The sequence below is a fragment of the Pseudomonas sp. 58 R 3 genome (assembly GCF_900006605.1).
Taxonomy (GTDB): domain Bacteria; phylum Pseudomonadota; class Gammaproteobacteria; order Pseudomonadales; family Pseudomonadaceae; genus Aquipseudomonas; species Aquipseudomonas salomonii.
Genome location: NZ_CVTT01000038.1, coordinates 1 through 23,564, shown reverse-complemented (window position 1 = coordinate 23,564; position 23,564 = coordinate 1). Strand labels below are relative to the sequence as shown.

21 protein-coding genes and 1 other RNA gene are annotated in these 23,564 nt (G+C 60.7%); 5 read left to right on the top strand and 17 right to left on the bottom strand.

The genetic code is table 11. The annotated features are described in order from the left end of the window. Positions 1 to 79 precede the first annotated feature (79 nt). The 17 genes from ftsZ to rsmI all read right to left on the bottom strand — a co-directional run bounded on the left by ftsZ (position 80) and on the right by rsmI (position 18,575). A complete protein-coding gene (gene ftsZ / locus BFP92_RS05910) occupies positions 80 to 1,285 on the bottom strand; it encodes a cell division protein FtsZ (protein WP_056858975.1) in 1,206 nt (401 codons plus the stop codon). Positions 1,286 to 1,351: 66 nt separating this feature from the next. Continuing rightward, positions 1,352 to 2,617 carry a cell division protein FtsA gene (gene ftsA / locus BFP92_RS05905; protein WP_017138181.1) on the bottom strand — a complete coding sequence of 422 codons (1,266 nt, stop codon included), beginning with the start codon at positions 2,615 to 2,617 and terminating at the stop codon, positions 1,352 to 1,354. A gap of 15 nt (positions 2,618 to 2,632) precedes the next feature. Beyond that, positions 2,633 to 3,502: a cell division protein FtsQ/DivIB gene (locus BFP92_RS05900; RefSeq protein ID WP_065912523.1), complete on the bottom strand. Its 870-nt coding sequence runs from the start codon at positions 3,500 to 3,502 to the stop codon at positions 2,633 to 2,635. Between the two features lie 4 nt (positions 3,503 to 3,506). Then, complete coding sequence (locus BFP92_RS05895) at positions 3,507 to 4,463, bottom strand: D-alanine--D-alanine ligase (RefSeq protein WP_065912517.1); 957 nt, start codon at positions 4,461 to 4,463, stop codon at positions 3,507 to 3,509. Next, positions 4,460 to 5,905, bottom strand: coding sequence for a UDP-N-acetylmuramate--L-alanine ligase (murC, locus tag BFP92_RS05890; RefSeq protein WP_065912514.1), 1,446 nt, complete (start codon positions 5,903 to 5,905; stop codon positions 4,460 to 4,462). The genes BFP92_RS05895 and murC overlap by 4 nt, the downstream gene beginning before the upstream one ends. Continuing rightward, entirely contained in the window at positions 5,898 to 6,968 is a 1,071-nt protein-coding gene (gene murG, locus BFP92_RS05885; RefSeq protein ID WP_065912512.1) for an undecaprenyldiphospho-muramoylpentapeptide beta-N-acetylglucosaminyltransferase, read from the bottom strand. The genes murC and murG overlap by 8 nt, the downstream gene beginning before the upstream one ends. After that, a complete protein-coding gene (ftsW, locus tag BFP92_RS05880; RefSeq protein WP_065912510.1) occupies positions 6,958 to 8,175 on the bottom strand; it encodes a putative lipid II flippase FtsW in 1,218 nt (405 codons plus the stop codon). Before ftsW ends, murG begins: the two co-directional genes overlap by 11 nt. Continuing rightward, a complete protein-coding gene (gene murD, locus BFP92_RS05875; RefSeq protein ID WP_065912508.1) occupies positions 8,172 to 9,518 on the bottom strand; it encodes a UDP-N-acetylmuramoyl-L-alanine--D-glutamate ligase in 1,347 nt (448 codons plus the stop codon). The genes ftsW and murD overlap by 4 nt, the downstream gene beginning before the upstream one ends. 6 nt (positions 9,519 to 9,524) lie before the next feature. After that, positions 9,525 to 10,607 (bottom strand): phospho-N-acetylmuramoyl-pentapeptide-transferase, encoded by a 1,083-nt coding sequence (gene mraY, locus BFP92_RS05870; protein WP_017138188.1) that lies wholly within the window; start codon positions 10,605 to 10,607, stop codon positions 9,525 to 9,527. Beyond that, the gene (gene murF / locus BFP92_RS05865; protein ID WP_065912506.1) at positions 10,607 to 11,977 is read right to left on the bottom strand and encodes a UDP-N-acetylmuramoyl-tripeptide--D-alanyl-D-alanine ligase; all 1,371 of its coding nucleotides are present in this window, start codon (positions 11,975 to 11,977) and stop codon (positions 10,607 to 10,609) included. The genes mraY and murF overlap by 1 nt, the downstream gene beginning before the upstream one ends. Next, positions 11,970 to 13,433, bottom strand: a complete 1,464-nt coding sequence (locus BFP92_RS05860) for a UDP-N-acetylmuramoyl-L-alanyl-D-glutamate--2,6-diaminopimelate ligase (protein ID WP_065912503.1) — start codon at positions 13,431 to 13,433, stop codon at positions 11,970 to 11,972. The genes murF and BFP92_RS05860 overlap by 8 nt, the downstream gene beginning before the upstream one ends. Next, positions 13,433 to 15,175: a peptidoglycan D,D-transpeptidase FtsI family protein gene (locus BFP92_RS05855; protein ID WP_163005432.1), complete on the bottom strand. Its 1,743-nt coding sequence runs from the start codon at positions 15,173 to 15,175 to the stop codon at positions 13,433 to 13,435. Before BFP92_RS05855 ends, BFP92_RS05860 begins: the two co-directional genes overlap by 1 nt. Next, a complete protein-coding gene (gene ftsL / locus BFP92_RS05850) occupies positions 15,175 to 15,468 on the bottom strand; it encodes a cell division protein FtsL (RefSeq protein ID WP_056858984.1) in 294 nt (97 codons plus the stop codon). Before ftsL ends, BFP92_RS05855 begins: the two co-directional genes overlap by 1 nt. After that, positions 15,465 to 16,406 (bottom strand): 16S rRNA (cytosine(1402)-N(4))-methyltransferase RsmH, encoded by a 942-nt coding sequence (rsmH, locus tag BFP92_RS05845; RefSeq protein ID WP_085985981.1) that lies wholly within the window; start codon positions 16,404 to 16,406, stop codon positions 15,465 to 15,467. Before rsmH ends, ftsL begins: the two co-directional genes overlap by 4 nt. Positions 16,407 to 16,408: 2 nt before the next feature. Then, on the bottom strand, positions 16,409 to 16,864 hold the full coding sequence (mraZ, locus tag BFP92_RS05840) for a division/cell wall cluster transcriptional repressor MraZ (protein ID WP_003171868.1): 456 nt from the start codon (positions 16,862 to 16,864) through the stop codon (positions 16,409 to 16,411). Positions 16,865 to 17,219: 355 nt separating this feature from the next. Next, positions 17,220 to 17,573: RNase P RNA component class A (gene rnpB / locus BFP92_RS05835), an RNA gene on the bottom strand. A gap of 96 nt (positions 17,574 to 17,669) precedes the next feature. Continuing rightward, the gene (rsmI, locus tag BFP92_RS05830; RefSeq protein WP_017138193.1) at positions 17,670 to 18,575 is read right to left on the bottom strand and encodes a 16S rRNA (cytidine(1402)-2'-O)-methyltransferase; all 906 of its coding nucleotides are present in this window, start codon (positions 18,573 to 18,575) and stop codon (positions 17,670 to 17,672) included. Positions 18,576 to 18,740: 165 nt separating this feature from the next. Between rsmI and BFP92_RS05825 the strand changes: the two genes are divergently transcribed. The 5 genes from BFP92_RS05825 to BFP92_RS05800 all read left to right on the top strand — a co-directional run bounded on the left by BFP92_RS05825 (position 18,741) and on the right by BFP92_RS05800 (position 23,527). Beyond that, the gene (locus BFP92_RS05825) at positions 18,741 to 20,552 is read left to right on the top strand and encodes a penicillin-binding protein activator (RefSeq protein ID WP_065912499.1); all 1,812 of its coding nucleotides are present in this window, start codon (positions 18,741 to 18,743) and stop codon (positions 20,550 to 20,552) included. Then, positions 20,552 to 20,923, top strand: a complete 372-nt coding sequence (locus tag BFP92_RS05820; RefSeq protein WP_065912497.1) for a YraN family protein — start codon at positions 20,552 to 20,554, stop codon at positions 20,921 to 20,923. Before BFP92_RS05825 ends, BFP92_RS05820 begins: the two co-directional genes overlap by 1 nt. Positions 20,924 to 21,015: 92 nt before the next feature. Further along, positions 21,016 to 21,609, top strand: a complete 594-nt coding sequence (locus tag BFP92_RS05815) for a phosphoheptose isomerase (protein ID WP_007904374.1) — start codon at positions 21,016 to 21,018, stop codon at positions 21,607 to 21,609. Next, positions 21,606 to 22,187, top strand: a complete 582-nt coding sequence (locus tag BFP92_RS05810) for a BON domain-containing protein (protein ID WP_017138196.1) — start codon at positions 21,606 to 21,608, stop codon at positions 22,185 to 22,187. Before BFP92_RS05815 ends, BFP92_RS05810 begins: the two co-directional genes overlap by 4 nt. A gap of 117 nt (positions 22,188 to 22,304) precedes the next feature. After that, a protein-coding gene (locus tag BFP92_RS05800; RefSeq protein WP_122527355.1) for an IS3 family transposase occupies positions 22,305 to 23,527 on the top strand; the annotation gives its coding sequence in 2 pieces (ribosomal slippage) (positions 22,305 to 22,656 and positions 22,656 to 23,527; 1,224 coding nt in all). Positions 23,528 to 23,564 lie beyond the last annotated feature (37 nt).

Here is a 23,564-nt window from a genome sequence, read left to right as displayed (position 1 = left end):
GTATCAACAAAGGCTGGCGATAATAGCAGACCAGACCTTTGCTGAACACCAATCACCTTCATAGCCCTGATACATTCCATTAATCGGCCTGACGACGCAAGAATGCCGGAATGTCCAGGTAGTCCAGATCATCCTGCGGGTTCAGGCTACGGGACGCCGCAGCACCGGCCTGAGCCTGGTTGCGCATCACGGTCGGACGGTCCAGGTCACGGTAGTTCACAGACGGCAGTTCCTGGCGCGCAGGCGCTGGAGCGGCAGCTTGCTGGCTGGCGTGGCTGTTGTGGCTGGTATGAACGGTATTGTCGATGACCTTCACAGGCTTCTCGATTTTTGCGCCCAGGCCGGTCGCAACCACGGTCACGTGCAGCTCATCGCGCATGTCCGGATCAATAACGGTACCGACTTTGACCATCGCGTGCTCGGAAGCGAAGGCTTCGATGATGCTACCCACGTCGGAGTACTCACCCAGGGACAGGTCAGGGCCGGCGGTGATATTCACCAGGATGCCGCGTGCACCTTGCAGGTTCACGTCTTCGAGCAACGGGTTGCGGATCGCCGCTTCAGTGGCTTCGCGTGCACGGTTCGGACCGCTGGCGCAGCCAGTGCCCATCATCGCCATGCCCATTTCGCTCATCACGGTACGCACGTCGGCAAAGTCGACGTTGATCATGCCTGGGCGCTTGATGATGTCGGAGATACCGCGAACGGCACCGGCCAGTACATCGTCAGCCTTGGCGAACGCGGACAGCAGGCTGGCGTCCTTGCCCAGGATGGTCAGCAGCTTCTCGTTGGGAATGGTGATCAACGAGTCGACGCTTTCAGACAGCAGACGGATACCTTCGTCGGCGATCTGCATACGCTTGCGACCTTCGAACGGGAACGGACGCGTCACCACAGCAACGGTCAGAATTCCCATTTCCTTGGCCACTTCGGCAATGATCGGGGCTGCACCGGTACCGGTACCGCCGCCCATGCCGGTGGTGATGAACACCATGTTGGTGCCTTGCAGCACTTCAGCAATACGCTCGCGGTCTTCCAGCGCGGCTTGACGGCCGACTTCCGGGTTGGCGCCAGCGCCGAGGCCTTTGGTCACCGCTGTGCCCAATTGCAGGATGGTCCGCGCGCCGATGCTTTTCAGCGCCTGGGCATCAGTGTTGGCGCAGATGAATTCAACGCCTTCAATGTTGCTCTTGACCATGTGATTGACAGCGTTGCCGCCGCCACCGCCAACACCGATTACTTTGATAACCGGGCTTGCGGGGATGTTGTCTACGAGTTCGAACATGTTCCCTCTCCTTTCGTTTTCTCTAGTTTTTTCGCCTACTACTGACTGCGGTGTTGCGGTAAATCTTTAGAAATTGCCTTTTACCCAAGCCTGCAGCCGCTCGAACAACGGCGCTTTGGCTTCGTCGTCGCCGCCACGGTAGCTGTCACGGATGCTCGGGCCCGACAGGGAAATGCCGTCGGTCTGCTTTTGCAGCCCGTACAACAGCAAGCCCACACCGGTGGAATAAATCGGGTTGCGCACCACGTCGCCCAGGCCTTTGACGCCATGGGGCACGCCCAGGCGCACGGGCATGTGGAAGATTTCCTCGGCCAGTTCGACCGCGCCTTCCATCTTCGAGGTGCCACCGGTCAGCACGATCCCGGCCGGGATCAAATCTTCGTAGCCGCTGCGGCGCAGTTCAGCCTGGATCAGGGTGAACAGCTCGTCGTAGCGTGGCTCGACCACTTCGGCCAGGGCCTGGCGCGACAGTTCGCGCGGTGGACGGTCGCCCACGCTCGGCACCTTGATGGTTTCACCGGCGCCGGCCAGTTTGGCCAGGGCGCAGGCGTAGCGGATCTTGATTTCTTCGGCGTACTGGGTCGGTGTCCGCAGCGCCATGGCGATGTCGTTGGTGACCTGGTCGCCGGCAATCGGGATCACGGCGGTGTGACGGATCGCACCTTCGGTGAAGATCGCGATGTCGGTGGTGCCGCCGCCGATGTCGACCAGGCACACGCCCAGCTCTTTTTCGTCGTCGGTGAGTACGGAGTAGGCCGAGGCCAACTGCTCAAGAATAATGTCGTCGATTTCGAGGCCGCAGCGGCGCACGCATTTCTCAATGTTCTGTGCGGCGTTGACGGCGCAGGTCACCACGTGAACCTTGGCTTCCAGGCGTACGCCCGACATGCCCAGCGGCTCGCGCACGCCTTCCTGGTTATCGATCACGTAGTCCTGCGGCAGGGTGTGCAGCACGCGCTGGTCAGCCGGGATCGCCACGGCCTGGGCAGCGTCGAGTACGCGCTCAAGGTCGGCCGAGCTGACTTCACGGTCGCGAATCGCCACGATGCCGTGGGAGTTCAGGCTGCGGATATGGTTGCCGGCCACGCCGACGAACGCCGAGTGAATCCGGCAACCGGCCATCAGCTGCGCTTCTTCAATGGCGCGCTGGATCGACTGCACGGTGGACTCGATGTTCACCACCACGCCTTTCTTCAGGCCCCGGGACGGATGCGTGCCGATACCGACGATTTCGATCACACCGTCTTCCCCGACCTCGCCGACCAGCGCCACCACTTTGGAGGTGCCGATATCGAGACCGACGATCATTTTTCCGCTTTGCACGTTTGCCATGGGTCCTGCCTCTTCTTAATTCTTCGCGACAGCGGGTTTGGCTGTCGTCGGCGCAGCTGGTTCACGCCAGCCGACGGCCAGGCCGTTGGCGTAACGCAGGTCGACGCTCGCAATGTTCGTAATCTGTTCTTTCAAGGTCTTGTCATAGATGGCAATAAAGCGGCGCATCTTTTCCACCAAGCGGTCGCGTCCCAGCAACAACTCGATGCCCGGGCCGGAACTGCCTGCCCCGGTGGTCAAAAACCAGCTGCCCCGCTCACGCAGTTCCAGGCGTGCGATGGAGAAACCCAGTGGCCGCAGCATCTGGCTCAACGCCTGATACTGCTGCATCACTTGCTGCTGCGCCCGCTGCGGCCCGAACAGCTGCGGCAGGTGCTCATAGTTGGCCACTTCACGCGGCGCAAACGCCTGGCCCTGGTTGTTCAACAGCGCGCCATCGCCCCAACGGGCCACGGGCAGTTGTTCTTCCAGGCGAATCGTCACCTGGTCCGGCCATACACGGCGGACTTCGGCGTGGGCGATCCACGGCATCTGTTCCAGCTCTGCGCGCATGCCCGCCAGGTCGATGGTAAAGAAGCTCGCCGCCAGGTACGGGCCGATGCGCTGCTGTACCGCTTGCTGGCTGATGTAGCTCAAGTCGCCCTGCACGCTGATCTTGGTGATCGGCCGGTCGGCATACGGCAACAGGCGTTGTGCGCCCTCGTAAGTGCCGAAGCCCAACGCCACCAGCAATACCGGCCAGAACAGCGCTTTAAGAAAACCAAAGTTGGCTTTCGGCAGGCGCGCCGACATCGGCTCTTTAGCCACCATTCGGCTGGCACCTCGGGGCACCGGCTTGCGGCTGGGCACTGGAGGTGGCTGATGACGAAGCGATGCGCCGTTCATGGGGTTAGCCTCTTGGCTCAATGCTTGCGGCCAGGATCGCCAGCACCAACTGCTGGAAGTCCAGACCGGCAGCACGGGCTGCCATAGGTACCAGGCTGTGATCGGTCATGCCCGGAGCGGTGTTGACTTCAAGGAACCAGAAATGCCCTTGGTCATCCTGCATCACGTCTGCCCGCGCCCAACCGGCGATACCCAGTGCCTCACAGGCTTTCGCCGTGAGGTCCATCAATTCCTGTTCCTTGGTTGCGTCGAGGCCACACGGGATCCGGTACTGAGTATCGGAAGCCACGTACTTGGCGTCGTAGTCGTAAAAAGTGTGGGGCGTGCCCAATGCGATAGGTGGCAATACCTGGCCACGCAGGGTGGCGATGGTGTACTCGGGACCCTGGATCCACTGTTCCACCAACACTTGCGAATCGTAGGTACTTGCCGCTTTCCATGCGTCGATCAATTCAGCGGCCGAGTTCACTTTGGCCATGCCGATACTGGAGCCTTCATGGGCAGGTTTGACGATCAAAGGCAGGCCCAGTTCCTTGGCTGCAGAAATACAATCGTCTTCGCTGCACAGCACGCTGTGACGCGGGGTTGGAATACCCAGGCTGTGCCACACCTGCTTGGTGCGCAACTTGTCCATGGCCAGTGCCGACGCGAGGATGCCGCTGCCGGTGTAAGGAATGCCCAGGCACTCCAGCAAGCCTTGCATGCTGCCGTCTTCACCGCCACGGCCGTGCAGAATGATGAAGGCACGGTCGATCTTCTCGGCCTGCAAGCGGGCGAGGAAATCGTCGCCCACATCGATTCCGAATGCATTTACGCCGGCGCTTTGCAGCGCTTGGAGCACGGCATTGCCGGACTTGAGCGAGACCTCGCGCTCAGCGCTTTTACCGCCGAACAACACGGCCACACGGCCGAAGTCGGCAGGCGTGATGGTCGAGAACAGGGAGCCGTAGTCAGTGATCATTTCGACTTCCCCTTCGCCGCCGCAAACAGCGGGCTGGCGAGCAGCTTGGGCGCAAGGCCACCGATATCTCCGGCGCCCTGGCACAGCAGAATGTCACCGGCACGCAGCAGCGGCTTGACGATCGGCGCCAGGTCCACACCGCGTTCGATGTAGATCGGGTCCAACTGGCCGCGCTGACGGATGCTGTTGCACAGCTTGCGGCTGTCGGCGCCCGGAATCGGCTCTTCACCGGCCGGGTAAACTTCCATCAGCAGCAGCACGTTGGCATCGGCCAATACATTGACAAAGTCGTCGTACAGGTCGCGTGTGCGGCTGTAGCGATGCGGCTGGTACACCATCACCAGGCGACGCTCCGGCCAGCCACCGCGCACGGCTTTGATCACCGCAGCCACTTCGGTCGGGTGGTGACCGTAGTCGTCCACCAGCATCACGTCGCCGCCTTCTACCGGCAGTTGGCCGTAGACCTGGAAGCGCCGACCAACACCGGCAAAACGCGACAGGCCTTCGACGATAGCCTCATCGCTGACGCCTTCATCGGAAGCAATGCAGATGGTCGCCAGCGAGTTCAATACGTTGTGATTGCCCGGCATGTTCACCGACACGTCCAACGGCTCGCGGTCAGGGCGCAGCACGGTGAAGAAGGTTTGCATGCCTTCCTGGCGCACATTGATCGCGCGCACGTCGGCGTCTTCGCTGAAGCCGTAGGTCACGGTTGGGCGTTTGACCGATGGCAGGATCTCACGCACCACCGGATCGTCCAGGCACACCACGGCCAAACCGTAGAACGGCAGGTTGTGCAGGAACTCGACGAAGGTTTTCTTCAACTTGTTGAAGTCACCGTCGTAGGTGGCCATGTGGTCTTCGTCGATGTTGGTCACCACAGCGACCAGCGGCTGCAGGTGCAGGAAGCTCGCATCACTTTCATCGGCTTCGGCGATCAGGTAACGGCTGGTGCCGAGCTGGGCATTGGTGCCGGCTGCATTCAGGCGGCCACCAATCACGAAGGTCGGGTCCAGGCCACCGGCGGCGAACACCGAGGCGATCAGGCTGGTGGTGGTGGTTTTGCCGTGCGTACCGGCCACGGCAATGCCATGGCGATAGCGCATCAGCTCGGCCAGCATCTCGGCGCGTGGCACCACTGGAATACGGCGTTCAAGAGCGGTGGCCACTTCCGGGTTGGAGGTGTTCACGGCGCTGGACACCACCAGCACGTCAGCCTCGGCGGCGTTCTCGGCGCGGTGGCCGATGAAAATCTGCGCGCCAAAAGACTTGAGGCGATCAGTGACCGGCGACTCTTTCAAGTCCGAGCCGGACACCTGGTAGCCCAGGTTCAGCAGTACTTCGGCAATCCCGCACATACCCACGCCGCCGATGCCGACGAAGTGGATACGACGGATGCGGCGCATTTCGGGCTGCGGCATGGCTTTCTGATTCTCAACCATGGGCCACCTCCAGGCAGATATCGACCACGGTGCGGGTTGCGTCAGGTTTAGCCAGGCGGCTTGCGGTGCTCGCCATGCTGTTGAGTCGTTCCGGTTGCATCAAAACCTCGGTCAGGCGTGCGGCCAAATCGGCGGCGCCAGTCGTTCTTTGCGGCAGCAGGAAGGCAGCACCCTCCCCGGCCAAATATTCGGCGTTGCGGGTCTGGTGATCGTCGATGGCGTGGGGCAAAGGCACCAGCAAGGACGGCAGACCGGCGGCGGCCAGTTCACTGACGGTCAGCGCACCAGCGCGACAGACCACCAGGTCGGCCCAGCCATAGGCATGGGCCATGTCTTTGATGAAAGGCTGTACGTTCGCCTCGACACCGGCCTCGCGATAGCGGGCAGCGGTGATTTCATCGTGGTTTTTACCGGCCTGGTGGAACACCTCGGGACGCAGGTCCACGGGCACCAGCGCCAGGGCTTCGGGCAGCAATTTGTTCAGCGGTTCGGCGCCCAGGCTTCCGCCCAGGATCAGCAAGTGCGGCTTGCGCCCTTCCAGCGCCTGACGAGCAATGGCCATGAACAGTTCGGTGCGCACCGGGTTACCGGTGGTACGCAATTTGTCCGAGGCGCCGAAGGTCTTCGGGAACGCCTCGCACACCCGGCTGGCCAACGGCACCAGCAGGCGGTTGGCCGTACCGGCGACGGCGTTCTGTTCGTGCACGATCACCGGTACGCCGGCGAGCTTGGCGGCAACACCACCCGGGCCGGTCACATAACCACCGAAACCGAGCACGCACACCGGCTTCAACTCACGAATCACTTTGTGCGCCTGCCACACCGCCTTGAGCAACACGAACGGTGCCTTGAGCAGGGACAACTTGCCCTTGCCACGCAAGCCGGTGACGTTGATCAAGTGCAGCGGCAAGCCGGCATTGGGGACCAATTCGTTTTCGATGCCACGTGGCGTACCGAGCCAATGCACGGTGTAGCCACGGTTCTGGAATTCACGCGCGCACGCCAGGGCCGGGAACACATGGCCCCCGGTGCCGCCCGCCATGATCAGCACGTTAGCGCCCATGGTTCGGCTCCTCGGCAAAATCGCTCTCGCTGAATTCCATCTCTTCGCTGCCAAGGTGAGTACGGCTCTCCCACTCGATGCGCAGCAGCAAGCCCAGGCACACGCAGCAGATAACCAACGAGCTGCCGCCGTAGCTGAGAAACGGCAGGGTCAAACCCTTGGTCGGCAAGCGACCGATGTTTACCCCGATGTTGATCAGCACTTGACCGATCCACAAAAACGCCAGGCCGTAGGCGACATAGGCTGCGAAAAACTGCTTGGCTTTCTCGGCCCACAGACCGATGTAAAGCGCCCGCACACAGACGAACATGAACAGTGCAACGGTGCACAGCGAACCCACAGCACCCAGTTCTTCGGCAAGCACGGAGAACACGAAGTCGGTATGCGCTTCCGGCAGGTAAAACTGCTTCTGCACGCTATTGCCCAGCCCCACACCCAGCCAGCCGCCGCGACCAAAGGCGATCAGCGCCTGGGTCAACTGGTAGCCGGAACCGAACTGATCGGACCAGGGGTCGGTAAAGGTAATCAGGCGCGCCATACGGTACGGTTGCGCTTCCACCAGCAGGTAAACCGCGACCACCGCCAACACCACCATCATGGCGAACCGGAACAAGCCCACACCGCCGAGGAACAGCATGGCTGCCGCCGCGCCCATCATTACGACGGTGGCACCGAAGTCGGGCTCCATCAGCAACAGGCCAGCCATGGGCAGCAGCACGATGAACGGCTTGAAGAAGCCCATCCAGCTTTCGCGCACTTCCTTCTGGCGACGCACCAGGTAACCGGCGAGGTAGATCACCACGAACACCTTGGCAATTTCCGACGGCTGCACGTTAAACGCACCGAAGCCGATCCAGCGCATCGAACCGTTCACCTCACGGCCGATGCCGGGCAGGATCACCATAATCAGCAAACCAAACGCGCCGATCAGCATCATCCAACCCAGGCGCTGCCAGGTGGCGATGGGGATCATCATGGTGACGATGCAGGCGCCGAGGCCAATCACCAGGTACACCAGGTGACGGATCATCATGTACAGGGTGTTGCCCGACTGCACCGCGGCCACTTCCGAGGACGCGGAGGTGATCATGACCAGCCCCAGGCCCAGCAGCGCCAGGCAGCCGGCGAGCATCGGGAAATCAAGGTCGATACCACGACCGGTGATGATCGGCGATGGGTACGGCTTAATGATATTTCTGAAATTCATGCCAAGGCCTCCACGGCGCGAGCGAACAGCTGGCCGCGCTCTTCGTAGTTCTTGAACATGTCGAAACTGGCGCACGCCGGCGACAGCAGCACCGCATCCCCCGGCTGAGTCAGGGCCTTGCAGTGGGCAATCGCATCGTCCAGCGAGGTGGCGCGCACCTGCGGTACAGCGTCGCCCAACGCGGCGGCGATCAGGTCCGAGTCACGGCCGATCAGCACCACGGCGCGGCAATGTGCAGCCACCGGGCCTTTAAGGTCTTTGAAGTCGGCACCCTTGCCGTCGCCACCGGCGATCAGCACAAGCTTGCCGTCGATATCAGCGCCAAGCCCTTCGATGGCTGCCAGTGCGGCCCCCACGTTGGTGGCCTTGGAATCGTTGTAGTAGCTCACGCCATTGAGGTCGCGCACCCACTGGCAGCGATGCTCGAGGCCGCCGAAGGTGCGCAGGCTCGAGAGCATCGCATCAAATGGCAGGCCGACGGTGTGACCCAACGCCAAGGCCGCCAAGGCATTGGATTGGTTGTGCGCGCCACGGATTTTCAGCTCGCGCACCGGCATCAGGTTCTGGAATTCGAAGGCCAGGTATTTCTCGCCGTTCTCTTCACGAATGCCGAAGGCTTTGAAATCAGGTTTGCCCAGGCCAAAGGTCCAGCAAGGCATGCCTTCGCCCATCAGCGGACGGCTCAGGGCATCCTGGCGGTTGACCACAAATTGCCTGGCACCGCGGAAAATCCGGTGCTTGGCCAAGTGGTACGCCGGCAGGCCACTGTAGCGGTCCATGTGGTCTTCACTCACGTTCAACACGGTGGCGACTTCAGCCCCCAGGTCGTGGGTGGTTTCAAGCTGGAAGCTCGACAGCTCCATCACGTACAACTCGACATCGTCACTGAGCAGGTCCAGCGCCGGCGTGCCGAGGTTGCCGCCCACGGCCACGCGCTTGCCGGCCGCAGCCGCCATTTCGCCGACCAGGGTGGTCACGGTGCTTTTCGCGTTGGAGCCGCTGATGGCCACGATCGGTGCCTTCGCGTGACGCGCAAACAGGTCGATGTCGCCGGACAGCTTCACGCCACGGGCCGCAGCGGCTTGCAGGGCCGGTGTCGCCAAGGCCAGGCCGGGGCTCACGTAGAGCTCGTCGGCACGGCATAGAAACTCGACATCCAGCTCGCCACAACGCACTTCCACGTGCGGGTAGTCACGGCGCAGCGTGACCAGCTCCGGTGGATTTTCCCGCGTATCGGCCACGGCAAACGACGTGCCCCGGTTCGCCAGGAAGCGAACCAGGGACATGCCGCTCTTGCCGAGGCCGACAACGATGCGGAAGTGGTCTGAAGCGATCAGGGACACTCGTTTCTACCTCAGTTTCAGGGTGGCAAGGCCGACCAGTACCAGAATCACGGTGATGATCCAGAAGCGGACAATCACACGTGGCTCGGGCCAGCCCTTGAGTTCAAAGTGGTGGTGAATCGGCGCCATGCGGAACACACGACGCCCGGTCAATTTGAAGGAAGCCACCTGGATGACCACCGACAGGGTTTCCATCACGAACACACCGCCCATGATGAACAGCACGATTTCCTGGCGGACGATCACCGCGATGGTGCCCAAGGCTGCGCCCAGCGCCAGCGCGCCGACGTCGCCCATAAAGACTTGTGCGGGATAGGTGTTGAACCACAGGAAGCCAAGGCCCGCGCCGATCAGCGCGCCGCAGAACACAATCAACTCACCCGCGCCCGGTACATACGGAATCAGCAGGTATTCAGCGAATTTCACGTTACCCGACAGGTAGCAGAAGATACCCAGCGCACCACCGACCATCACGGTCGGCATGATTGCCAGACCGTCGAGACCATCGGTCAGGTTCACCGCGTTGCTGGAGCCGACGATCACGAAGTAGGTCAGCACCACAAAGCCAACGCCCAGTGGAATGCTGGCGTCCTTGAGCATCGGAATGATCAAGGTGGTTTCGACGGCGCTTGGCGCGGTCATGTACAGGAAGATCGCGGCGCCAAGGCCAAACACCGACTGCCAGAAGTACTTCCAGCGGCTGGGCAAACCCTTGGAGTTTTTCTCGATCACTTTGCGGTAGTCATCGACCCAGCCGATCGCACCGAACAACAGGGTCACCAGCAGCACGGTCCACACATAGCGGTTATGCAGGTCGGCCCACAGCAAGGTGCTGATGCCGATGGAAGACAGGATCAGCGCACCGCCCATGGTCGGGGTGCCGGATTTGGACAGGTGCGACTGCGGGCCGTCATTACGAACCGATTGACCAATTTGCAGGTTCTGCAGGGTGCGGATCATCCACGGCCCCAGGAACAGCGACAAAGACAGCGCAGTCAGCACACCCAGGATCCCGCGCAGGGTCAGGTACTGAAAGACCGCGAAGCCTTTGTGGAACTGTTGCAGATACTCAGCCAGCAGCAGCAGCATTAATGTTTCTCCGTACTTGAGCCACACAAGGCCGCGACGACGTTTTCCATCACCGCGCTGCGCGATCCCTTGATCAAAATGGTTGTTTGTTTGTCGTGTTCAGCCGCCGCCAGCGCCTGGATCAGCTCGGCCTGGGTAGCGAAATGCCGCGCGCCGAGGCCGAAGGTGTCAACGGCGTGGGCCATGTTCGGGCCAACGGCGTACAGCGCGTCGACTTTGCCGCTCGCGTAGGCGCCGACTTCGCGGTGGGACTGCTCGGCCCAGTCGCCCAGCTCAGCGATATCGCCCAGCACCAGCACCTTGCGCCCGGCGAAGCTTTTAAGCAGGTCGATAGCGGCGCAGATGGAAGACTGGTTGGCGTTGTAGGTGTCATCAATCACACGCATGCCGTTGGTCGCCAGTTGCGCCACGGTGCGGCCCTTGACCGGCTGCACCGCGCCCAGGCCGGTGGCGATACCGAACAGCGATACGCCCAGGGCGCAGGCGGCAGCGGCGGCGGCCAAGGCATTGGCGACGTTATGGTTGCCCAGCAGGTTCAGTTGCACGTGCTCGCTGCCTTGCGGTGTGTGCAAGGTGAAGGACGGGCAACCACGGGCGTCGACGGTGATGTCGGCTGCGTGAAAATCAGCGGCGGCGTTGAGCACGGCAAACGTCAGCACCTTGCGACCGGCGGCGCGTACACGCCAGGTCTCGAAGGCCTTGTCGTCGAGGTTCAATACAGCCGTGCCCAAGGCATCCAGGCCTTCGAGAATCTCGCCCTTGGCTTCGACGATTTTCTCCGGGCCACCGAACTCGCCCACGTGAGCGGTACCGGCGTTGTTGATAATCGCCACGTGAGGCTTGGTCAGCGCCACGGTGTAAGCGATTTCGCCGACGCGCGAAGCGCCCAGCTCGATGACCGCCGCCGTGTGTTCCGGGGCCAGTTCGAGCAAGGTCAGCGGCGCGCCGAAATCATTGTTCAGGTTGCCACGGGTGGCGAGTACCGGCCCGCGCGTGCGCAACACGCCGGCGAGCAGTTCCTTGACCGTGGTTTTGCCGCTGGAGCCGGTGATGGCCGCAACCGGCTTATCAAATGCGGCACGGTTCAGCGCGCCCAACTGGCCGAGGGCCAGACGGGTATCGGCAACCAGCAATTGCGGCAGCGTCGAGTCCGTGACTTCACGCTGCACCAAGGCCCCCACGGCACCTTTGGCGGCGACTTCGTTCAGGTAGTCGTGCCCATCGAAACGCGGGCCGGCCAGTGCAACAAACAGTTGCCCCGGCTTGATGTTACGACTGTCGATACTGACGCCGTCGAAGCTGCAATCGCTCGACACTACGCGGGCCGACAAGGCCTGGGTCAGTTCGCTGAACGTCATCGCCTTAAGCATGGGCGACCTCCCAGGCAGTCAAGGCGTGATCAGCCTCGACCAGATCAGAGAAGGCATGGCGTTCGCCGTTGATTTCCTGATAGTCCTCGTGACCTTTACCGGCCAGCACCACCACGTCGTCAGCACTGGCGCTGGCGATCAATTGGGCAATGGCGGCGCCGCGACCAGCAACGAAGGTGACCTTGGTGGCGTCTTTAAAGCCGACACGGATGTCGTCGAAAATCTGGCGCGGGTCTTCGCTGCGCGGGTTGTCGTCGGTGACGAGCACGCCATCGGCCAGGCGCTCGACGATTTCAGCCATCAGCGGGCGCTTGCCGCGATCACGGTCACCGCCGCAGCCGAACAGGCAGAGCAATTTGCCTTTGGTGTGTGGGCGCAGGGCTTCGAGGACTTTTTCCAGCGCGTCCGGGGTGTGGGCGTAATCGACCACCACCAGCGGCTGTGAACCGCCACCCAAACGCTGCATGCGACCGGCCGGGCCTTCGAGCTTGGGCAGTACCCGCAGGATTTCGTCCAGGGCGTAGTCCAGGCCAAGCAATGCACCAACAGCCGCCAGCACGTTGCTCAGGTTGAAACGCCCGAGCAAGGTGCTGCGCAAGTGATGTTCGCCCTGGGGCGTGACCAGCGTGGCGAGCACGCCTTCGTCATTAAATTGGGCTTCGCGGCAATACAGATACGCGCTGGCGTCTTCCAGGCTGTAAGTGATCAGGCGTGCTTCGCTGTCGTCGGCAGCCAGTTGGCGGCCGAAGGCGTCATCCAGGTTGACCACCCGGCACTTCAAGTCATTCCAGGCGAACAGCTTGGCCTTGGCGGCGGCGTACGCCTCCATGGTGCCGTGGTAGTCGAGGTGGTCGCGAGACAGGTTGGTCATCACCGCCACGTCAAACGCCAAGGCCGTCACGCGGCCCTGGTCCAGGCCGTGGGATGAGACTTCCATGGCCACCGCCTTGGCACCGGCCTTTTTCAGGTCGGCCAGGGTCGCTTGCACGGCGATCGGGTTCGGTGTGGTGTGCAGGCCGCTTTGCAGCGATCCGTAAAAACCAGTGCCCAGGGTGCCGACAATACCGCAATGCTGGCCCAGCAGGTCGAGTGCCTGCGCGACCAATTGGGTCACGCTGGTCTTGCCGTTGGTGCCGGTCACGCCGATCAGGTTCAACTGACGGCTCGGGTCACCATAAAAACGCCCGGCGATGTCCGACAGCTGTGCAGCCAGGCCCTTGACCGGAATCAATGGCACATCGGTGATCGGCAGCACGGTGGCGCCATCCACTTCATAAGCCACGGCGGCCGCGCCACGTTGCAGGGCATCGGCGATGTGCGCACGGCCATCGAGCTTGCCGCCCGGCACCGCCAGGAACAGGTCACCGGCGCGTACATTACGGCTGTCCAGGCTCAGCTCACGAATCAGCAGATCGCGTCCGGCGTGGGCAAAAATCTTGTTCAGGCTAAGAGACATCAGCCGCGCCCTCCATTGGCTTTGACAGCTGCGGCCGGTGGCCCGGCGTTCGCTTGTTGAGTCGGCGGCAGGTTATCCGGCGTGATGTTCATCAGGCGCAGGGTGCCGGACATCACTTTGCTGAACACCGGCGCCGATACCAGGCCGCCGAAGTAGCCGGCCTTGCTGGGTTCATCAATCACTACGACGATGGCGAAGCGCGGATCGCTCATCGGGCCGAAGCCAGCGAACAGCGAGCGGTAAGAGTTTTCGGCGTAGCCCTTGGTACCGACCGAGGTCTTACGTGCAGTACCGGACTTGCCGGCCACGTGATAAGCCGGCACCTGCGCCCGGAACACACCGCGCGGAGCTTCGATCACTTGTTGCAGCATGCCTTGCATGGTCTTGGCGACGTTTTCCGGGATCACCTGGGTGGCTTTCGGCGCTTCGTCGATGTGGATCAAGCTCAGCGGAACCATTCGGCCATTATTGGCCAATACAGAGAAAGCGTGGGCCAGCTGGATCGCGGTGACCGACAGGCCGTAGCCGTAGGAGAGCGTGGCAGTCTCGGCTTTTTTCCAGTCGCGGTAGTTCGGCAGGTTGCCCACGCGTTCGCCTGGGAAATCCAGGCCGGTGGGTTGGCCCAAACCGATTTTTTGCGCCAGGTGATAGATGGTCTCGCCGCCGATATCGAAGGCAACCTTACTCATGCCGACGTTACTGGAGTTGATCAGGATACCTGTCAGATCCAGCACCGGACCTTCGCTGCGGGACACGTCACGAATGGTGTATTTGCCCAACTGCAAGGTGCCTGGGTAAACCTCGACCTTGTCGGTCGGCTTCCAGCGCCCGGTTTCCAGGGCGGCACTCATGGAGATGGCTTTCATGGTCGAACCCGGCTCGAACACGTCGATCATGGCGCGGTTACGCATCATCGCCGGTTGCAGGTTGCGACGGTTGTTCGGGTTGTAGGTCGGCTGGTTGACCATGGCGAGAATCTCGCCGGTCTTGACGTCCATGATCACCAGGCTACCGGCCTTGGCGCCGTTCTCGATGATCGCGTTGCGCAGCTCGCGGTTGGCCAGGTACTGCAGACGCAGGTCAATCGACAACGCCAAGGGCTTGCCGGCCTTGGCGTTTTTGGTCACCTGGACATCTTTGATCAGTCTGCCGCGTCGATCCTTGATGACCTGCCGTTTGCCGGGCACGCCGGCCAGCCATTCGTCGTAAGCCAGCTCCACACCTTCACGGCCGTGGTCATCAATGTCGGTGAAGCCAACCATATGCGCGGTGGTTTCACCGGCCGGGTAGAAACGACGAAACTCCTCGATGCCATAGACACCGGGGACTTTAAGGTCGAGCACTTGCTGGCCCTGCTCGGGCGTCAGCCCACGCACCAGGTAGATGAATTCTTTGTTGGCCTGGGCTTCCAGGCGCTCGCTCAAGGCTTTAGGGTCCTGGCCCAGCGCGGCAGCCAGCTCAGGCCATTTGTCCTTGGCGGTTTGCAGTTCCTTGGCATTGGCCCACAGGGTGGTCACCGGCGTACTCACGGCCAGAGGCTCGCCGTTACGGTCGGTGATCAGGCCGCGGTGCGCAGGAATCGGGATATGCCGCAGGCTACGGGCGTTACCCTCGCCGATCAGGAAGTCGCGGTCGATCACTTGCAGGTCGATAATCCGCCAGGCAATCGCGCCGGCCATCAGGGCCAGGATGCCGAGCATCAGGCGGAAGCGCCACGGATAGAGTGCACCTTCGAGTTTCATCATGGCGCCACCATCCGCACTTCAGCTGCGCCAGGGATGTGCATTTTCAACTGCTCGGTGGCGAGCGTTTCGATGCGGCTATGGGCCGTCCAGGTGCTTTGCTCAAGAATCAACCGGCCCCATTCCGCCTGCGCTTTATCACGCACACTCAATTCCCCGTACAGGGTGTTGAGCAGTTGACGGTTGTAGTGGGCGCTGTAAGACACCGCAATCGCGGACACCAGGACGCCGACAAACAGCAGCAACATAAAGAAGCTGCCGCCCGGGAGGGGCTTGGCGAAAAGCTTGCTCACCGCAGCTTCTCCGCGACGCGCATAACGGCGCTACGGGAACGCGGGTTGGCCTTGAGTTCGGCTTCGGAGGCGAACTGCGCTTTGCCATGGATTTTGATTTTCGGCACAAAGGCCTCGAAACGCACCGGCAGGTTGCGCGGCAGGTTATCGGACTCGCCCTTGACCAAACGACGCATGAACAGTTTGACGATGCGGTCTTCCAGGGAGTGGAAGCTGATCACCACCAGGCGACCACCCACTTCCAGGGCGTCCAGTGCGGCTTCGAGGCCGGCTTCCAGATCGCCCAATTCGTTATTGACGTGAATGCGCAGGCCCTGGAACGCACGGGTCGCCGGGTTCTTGCCCTTTTCCCACGCAGGGTTCGCGACCTTGAGCACTTCAGCCAGGTCGGCGGTGCGCTCGAACGGCTGGATTTCACGGCGCTCGACCACGGCACGGGCCATACGGCCGGCGAAGCGTTCTTCACCGTATTCCTTGAACACGCGGGTGATTTCTTCATGGGGCGCAGTGGCGATGAACTGCGCAGCGCTGATGCCACGGGTCGGGTCCATGCGCATGTCGAGCGGACCGTCGTTCATGAAACTGAAGCCGCGCTCGGGGTCGTCAAGCTGTGGCGAAGATACGCCCAGGTCGAGCAAAACCCCGGCCACCTTGCCTGCCATGCCGCGCTCGGCGACTTCGGCACCCAACTCGGCAAAGCTGCGCTGCACAACGACAAAGCGGCCGTCTTCGGCCGCTAGCGCTTGCCCGGTGGCAATCGCTTGAGGGTCTTTGTCAAACCCGAGGAGTTTACCGTCGGACCCGAGCTGGCTGAGTATCAACCGGCTGTGCCCGCCCCTGCCGAAGGTGCCATCCACATAGCAGCCATCCGCGCGTACGGCGAGAGCCTCAACGGCTTCGTCAAGCAGTACGGTGATGTGGTTAAAGCCGCTATCAATAGTCACAGGATCAAATCACGCAGTTCATCAGGCATAGCGCCCGGTTGTTGAATAGCAGCCAGGTCTGCTGCAGAAACAGCATCCCAGGCATCTTCGTCCCACAATTGGAACTTGTTCAGTTGGCCCACCAGCATTGCGCGCTTATCCAGCTTGGCGTACTCGCGCAAGCGCGGAGGCACCAGGAAACGACCACTGCCATCGAGTTCAAGGTCGACGGCATTACCTATCAGCAGACGCTGGAGGCGGCGGTTTTCTTCACGCAACGAAGGCAGAGCGCGCAACTTGGTTTCGATCAACTCCCACTCATCGAGGGGGTAAACACACAAACAAGGGTCAACGGCGTCAATCGTGATGATTAACTGGCCTGAACTTCGCGAAATGAGCTCGTCACGATACCGGCTCGGCATGGCGAGACGGCCTTTTGCATCGAGACTGATAGCGTTAGCTCCGCGAAACACAGATGCGTTTCTCCAAATTTTAGCGTTTTACGTTCAAAAAACCCACTTTGTGCCACTTTCCGCCACTTGCGCACACTATAGGAATGCGCCCACCACACCGTCAAGGCACGGATTCAAGGAAAAGCCTTACAGAACGGAGATTTAGGAGCGTAAAAGGAGGAGAAACGCGAGTTCAGCGTTGTTTTTGACTCAACAACCGCAAATAGCTCATGGAGCTATGGCTTAAAGTTAAAGTGATTTATTAAGAGTAAGATTTTTTTGGTATTACGAAGATGCATCTGCCAATGATTTGGCAGGGAGGGATTCTTGCGTTACTACCAGGTTTCTGTACGAGACTCGGACAGAAGGAAAAAAGGTGGAGAGTCGATCTATAAGCCGGGTTCTGTCTTGAACAGTCATTCGTCTACGATGGCCATCACTGGACATCTTTAGCAACCTACCCGGTCCCAGCGCGGGCCACGCCTTGGGACCCTATTTGGTCTTGCTCCAAGTGGGGTTTACCTAGCCACGAACTGTTGCCAGACGTGCGGTGCGCTCTTACCGCACCTTTTCACCCTTACCGGCACCGAAGTGCTTAGGCGGTTATTTTCTGTGGCACTTTCCGTAGGCTCACGCCTCCCAGGCATTACCTGGCACTTCGCCCTATGGAGCCCGGACTTTCCTCCCCCCCCTAATTTTCATAGAGGGCAGCGACTGTCCAATCGACTCTCCGCCGCGCAGGTTAACGGCACGACGGCTTCAGGACAAGTATTAAAAGTGCAGCAATGCCATCACGTTCGGACGGGATACCGGTTTAACCCCGGAACTATTCGGCCTTCTGCTTATCGAGCGCGACTTGATACAGCACATTCTTACGCAAGCCGGTAATTTCAGCCGCCAGGGCTGCCGCACGCTTTAGGGGCATCTCTTTAAGCAATAAATCGAGAATACGCATGGCCTCGCTGCCCACCGCGTCTTCATTTTCCGGTGCGGTCCAGCCGGCCACCAGCACCACACACTCACCGCGCTGCTGGTTGCTGTCGCCCTCGACGAACGCCCTGAGCTCTTCCAGTGGCAAGCCCTTGAGGGTCTCAAAGGTCTTGGTCAGCTCCCGGGCCAACAACGCCAGGCGTTCGCCGCCGAACACCAGCTCCATGTCCTGCAAGCACTCGAGAATGCGATGCGGTGCCTCGTAAAAGATCAAGGTACGCGGCTCTTCCTTCAACGCTTGCAGGCGCGCACGGCGCCCAACCGCCTTGGCGGGCAGGAAACCTTCGAAGATAAAACGGTCCGACGGCAACCCGGCAGCCGATAATGCCGCAATCAGCGCGCACGCTCCCGGAACTGGCACTACATTGATACCAGCGGCACGCGCCTGGCGGACCAGGTGGTAGCCAGGGTCGGAAATCAACGGAGTGCCGGCATCCGAGATCAACGCCACATCGTCGCCCGCCAGCAAGCGCGTGATAAAACGGCTGCCTTCTTCGCGTTCGTTATGCTCATGGCACGCGGCTAATGGCGTGCTGATACCAAAATGCTGCATCAAACGCTGGGAGTGCCGTGTGTCTTCAGCCGCGATCAATTTTACGTCGCGCAACACTTTCAGCGCCCGAGCACTGATGTCGTCCAGGTTGCCAATGGGCGTCGCCACGACAAAAAGCGAGCCTGCAGTGGAATTCAAAGGACCTGGAGCAGTCAAAACGCACACCTCGATGGTAAGGAAAAGTCGCATTGTAGCGCGTAGGCGCCTCGATAATATGCCCTCGAGGTCGGCCATCGATGCCGGCTCGCAACATTTACACGACCTAAATCGATGGTTTCACGCCAGTAACATCGCGCCTGGGCCAGTGCTTGGGTACAATTCCACGCTAATTTGATCGGTATCAGGAACACTTACATGATCGCTTGCCTGCGGCTGCTCTCCGCCCTCTGCCTCGCTGCCTTACTGGCCGCGTGCGCCAGCTCGCCCTCGTCCAGCCTTGGCGACCTCCCCCGGACCCCGGATGCCAGTATCGAGCAACTGCTCGAACAGGCCACCAACGCCAGTACGCCAGAAAAGGCCGCGATGTTGCGCCTGAGTGCGGCAGACCTGGCCTACCACCAGAACAACCCTGGCCGTTCGTCGCAGATTCTTGCGCAGGTGCCCCTGGATGTCCTGAAGCCGGCCGCCCAAGTGTTTGCCAGCACCCTGGCCGCGGAACTGGCCATGGCGCGCAATCAGCCCAAAGCGGCGCTGGCCGCCCTGAACCACCCCAGCCTGCAAAGCCTCAAAGAGCTGCCGGCTGACCAGCAGGTGCGAACCGGCAGCGTGCATGCACGCGCCTATGAAGCCGATGGCCAGACCCTGGCTGCCGCGCGTGAGCGGGTCGCCATGGCGCCCTTGCTGACGGGCGATGCCGCCAAGGACAACCACGAAGCCATCTGGGCGCTGGTCGCCGCGCTGCCTGCAGAGCAACTGCAAGCCAGCGGCAACCCGACCCTCGACGGCTGGATCACCCTGGCCCAGGCCATCAAGGGCGCCGGCACCCTGGAGCAACAGCAAGCCGCCATTGATACCTGGCGCGCGCAGAACCCAGGCCACCCGGCGGCAGTCAACCTGCCGACCCCGCTGACCAAGCTCAAGGAGCTGGCCAGCCAGCCGTTGACCAAAATCGCATTGCTGCTGCCGCAGGAAGGCCCATTGTCGGCGGTCGGCAAGGCGCTGCGCGAAGGCTTCATGGCCGCGCATTTCCAGGCTGAACAAGCCGGACAGAAGCCGCCGGTCATCGAGTTCTATGACAGCTCGCGCCTGACCTCCCTGGACGACTTCTATGCCAAGGCCAAGGCCGCCGGTGTGCAACTGGTGGTCGGCCCGCTGGAGAAACCCCTGGTCAAGCAGCTCGCCTCCCGTGGGCAATTGCCGATCACCACCCTGGGCCTCAACTACAGCGAACTTAACGAAAACCCGCCGCAACTGTTCCAGTTCGGCCTGGCCGCCGAAGACGAAGCCCGCGAAGTCTCGCGTCGCGCCCGTGCCGACGGCCTGCACCGCGCCGCCGCCATGGTGCCCCGTGGCGAATGGGGTGAGCGTGTCTATAAAGCCTTCCGTCAGGACTGGGAAGCCAACGGCGGCACCGTGGTGGGCGTCGAGTACGTCGATCAGCCGGTGGCCCTCGCCCAGCAGATTGCCGACCTGTTCCAATTGCGTAAAAGCGAAGGCCGCGCCAAAAGCCTGCAAAGCACCGTCGGCACCGACGTCGCCGCGCAACCTTCGCGCCGCCAGGACATCGAGTTCATTTTCCTGGCTGTAACCCCGCAACTGGCCCAGCAGATCAAACCAACCCTGAACTTCCAGTACGCCGGTGATGTGCCTGTGTATGCGACGTCCCACGTGTTCAGCGCCAGCGGCGACAAAAACCAGTACCTGGACATGACAAACGTGATGTTCTGCGAAACCCCATGGCTGCTCAACACCACCGACCCGCTGCGCAACCAGGTTGCCGCGCAATGGCCGCAAGCCAATGGCAGCCTTGGCCGCCTGTATGCGATGGGCGTGGACGCCTACCGCCTGGCACCGCGCCTGGGCCAACTCAAGGCACTGCCGGACACTCGCATTGACGGCCTGTCGGGCAACCTGGGCATCGGCGCCTACCAGCGTGTCGACCGCCAGATGCCATGGGCGAAATTCGTCGGTGGCGAGATTCAACGCCTGCCGGACACCCCGCGCTGATGCCCGAGCGGTCCAGCGCACAAAGCGGCAAGGATGCCGAACAGCAAGCTCTGAACTATCTGCAACAACAGGGTCTGCGCCTTCTGGCGCAGAACTGGTTATGTAAACGCGGTGAGCTTGATCTGGTCATGCTTGACGGCGATACAGTAGTATTCGTCGAAGTCCGCTACAGAAAACACGCACAATGGGGTGGCGCGCTCGCCAGTATCGACGGGCGCAAGCGTCAGAAGCTGATACTCGCCGCGCAGTTTTTCCTGCAAAAAGAGCATCGCTGGGCTGACAGCCCTTGCCGTTTCGATGTGGTTGCCATGGAAAGCACACCGGCAGGCCCAACTGATTTGAACTGGCTCAAAAATGCCTTCGACAGCTGATTGCCCGGATATCTTCACCACACACTTTTGCTCTTTGCTTTGCGGGCTGCACATTTCTGTGCCAAACAGCCGCGCTACTTAAGGTCACACAGATGGACATGCAATCCCGAATTCGCCAGCTTTTCCAGGCCAGCATCGACACCAAGCAACAGGCGATGGACGTACTTGCACCGCACATCGAGCAAGCCAGTCAGGTCATGGTCAATGCCTTGCTCAACGAGGGCAAAATGCTTTCGTGCGGCAACGGCGGTTCGGCCGGTGATGCCCAGCACTTCTCCTCCGAGCTGCTCAACCGCTTCGAGCGCGAGCGCCCGAGCCTGCCGGCCATCGCCCTGACCACCGACTCGTCGACGATCACCTCGATCGCCAACGATTACAGCTACAACGAAATCTTCTCCAAGCAGATCCGCGCCCTGGGCCAACCCGGCGATGTATTGCTGGCGATTTCCACCAGCGGCAACTCGGCGAACATTATTCAAGCGATCCAGGCCGCACATGACCGCGAAATGATTGTCGTAGCCTTGACCGGGCGCGACGGCGGCGGCATGGCCTCGCTGTTGTTGCCTGAGGACGTGGAGATCCGCGTTCCGGCCAACGTCACTGCACGCATTCAAGAAGTCCACCTGCTGGCGATCCACTGCCTGTGCGATCTGATCGACAGCCAACTGTTCGGGAGTGAAGAATGACCGTTAACCGCCTCAGCCTTTTGGCCATTACGCTGTGCCTCGCCATCAGCGGCTGCAGCACGGCAATCACTGCGACACGTGACACACCCATTCAGGATGACCGGGGCACACGCACATTCGGCAGCACCATCGATGATTCGCTGATCGAAACCAAGGTCAAGGTCAACGTCGCCAAGGCTGCTACCGACCTGGGCAACGGCGCCTCGCGCATTGTGGTCACCAGCTTCAACGGCGTGGTACTGCTGGCCGGGCAGACGCCGCGTGCCGACCTCAAGGCCCAGGCCGAACAAGCCGCCTCGACGGTTCAGCGGGTCAAGAAGGTCCACAACGAGCTGCAGGTCATGGACCCGATCACCCTGCTGGCCATCAGCAACGATGCGCTGCTGACCACCAAGATCAAGGCGCAGATGCTCACCGACAGCGGTGTACCCGGCTCGCGCATCAAGATCGTCACCGATAATGGCATCGTCTACATGATGGGCCTGCTGACCCAGGCAGAAGCCACCCGAGCGGCCAACCTGGTCCAGGGCGTGTCGGGCGTGCAGAAGATCGTGAAAGTGTTCGAATACATCGACTGATGTAATCGCCAGCCACAAAAAAGGGCGCCGTGCATTGACTGCACGGCGCCCTTTTTATTGCCCATGTCCCGTCCTGAATAAGGTTTACACCTTCTGACCCAATCTCAGGAAGGCGTAATGAATTCAGGAAAAAGGCGCAGTCAGCGTGACTACTCGCTGACCTTTAAATTGTCAGTCGTCGATCAGGTCGAAAAAGGCGAGTTGAGTTATAAAGAGGCTCAAGAGCGCTACGGCATCCAGGGCAAATCTACGGTGTTGAACTGGCTACGCAGGCATGGTCGACAGAACTGGAGTCAAAGCGCGTCCATTCGTACCAAGAGATCCCGTTCCATGGATGAGCCCGACAAGCCGCTGACGCCCGAACAGCGAATCAAAGAGCTTGAAGAGCAACTCGCTCAAGCCAATCAGAAAGCTCAGTTTTTCGAAGCCGTTGTTGATGTACTCAAGAATGACTTTGGTGTCTCTGTCGTAAAAAAGCGATCCGGCAAGCCCTCTCCCAAAGGAAAGTCCAAGACCTGAGTATCAGCCGGGCTTGCCAGTTCATCGGGATATCCCGCCAGGCATATTACAAACGCATTCGAGCATGTAATGCTCGAGCCCTCCAGGCTCAGAAGGTTATGGGGTTCGTGCACGAAAAGCGCCTCAGACAACCTAGGCTTGGAACCCGAAAGCTTCATAACCTCATGCATAGCGAGCCCGAAGCCCCGGTAAAGGTTGGTCGAGACTGCCTTTTCGACATTTTGCGGGATCGCAGAGAGTTGGTTCCTCGAAAGCGGGCCTATCACAAAACGACAAACAGTCATCATCGCTTTCACAGGCACCCCAACCTGCTCAAAGAAGGGCCATCACAGGTAGTTGCTACGGCGCCAGAACAAGTTTGGGTAGCCGATATCACCTACTTGCCCACTCAAACGGGCGTGGCCTATCTGAGCTTGGTGACTGACGCCTACTCTCGGAAGATCGTGGGGCATCATGTTCACGAAAGCTTGCACACGGAGTCTGTGATTCAGGCATTCAGTAAAGCCCTCAAGTGCAGAAAAACAGAGCAAAACCTTGTTCATCACTCAGATCGAGGCATCCAATACTGCTCCGAGCTTTATCAGCGGCTGCATGTAAAGCACGGTATCCGGTGTTCTATGACCGATGGTTACGACTGCTACCAAAATGCTTTGGCCGAACGAGTGAACGGGATTTTGAAAACCGAGTTTCTCTTGCATCGGCCCAAAGATGCGGCTGAAGCCGCGCGAATGGTGGATCAATCCGTGCATATCTATAACAGTGAGCGGCCACATCTATCGCTGAAATACAAAACGCCCGATGCGGTGCATCGGGCGTTTTGAGGCTGAAATAGGTGTAAACCTATGTCAGGACTGGACA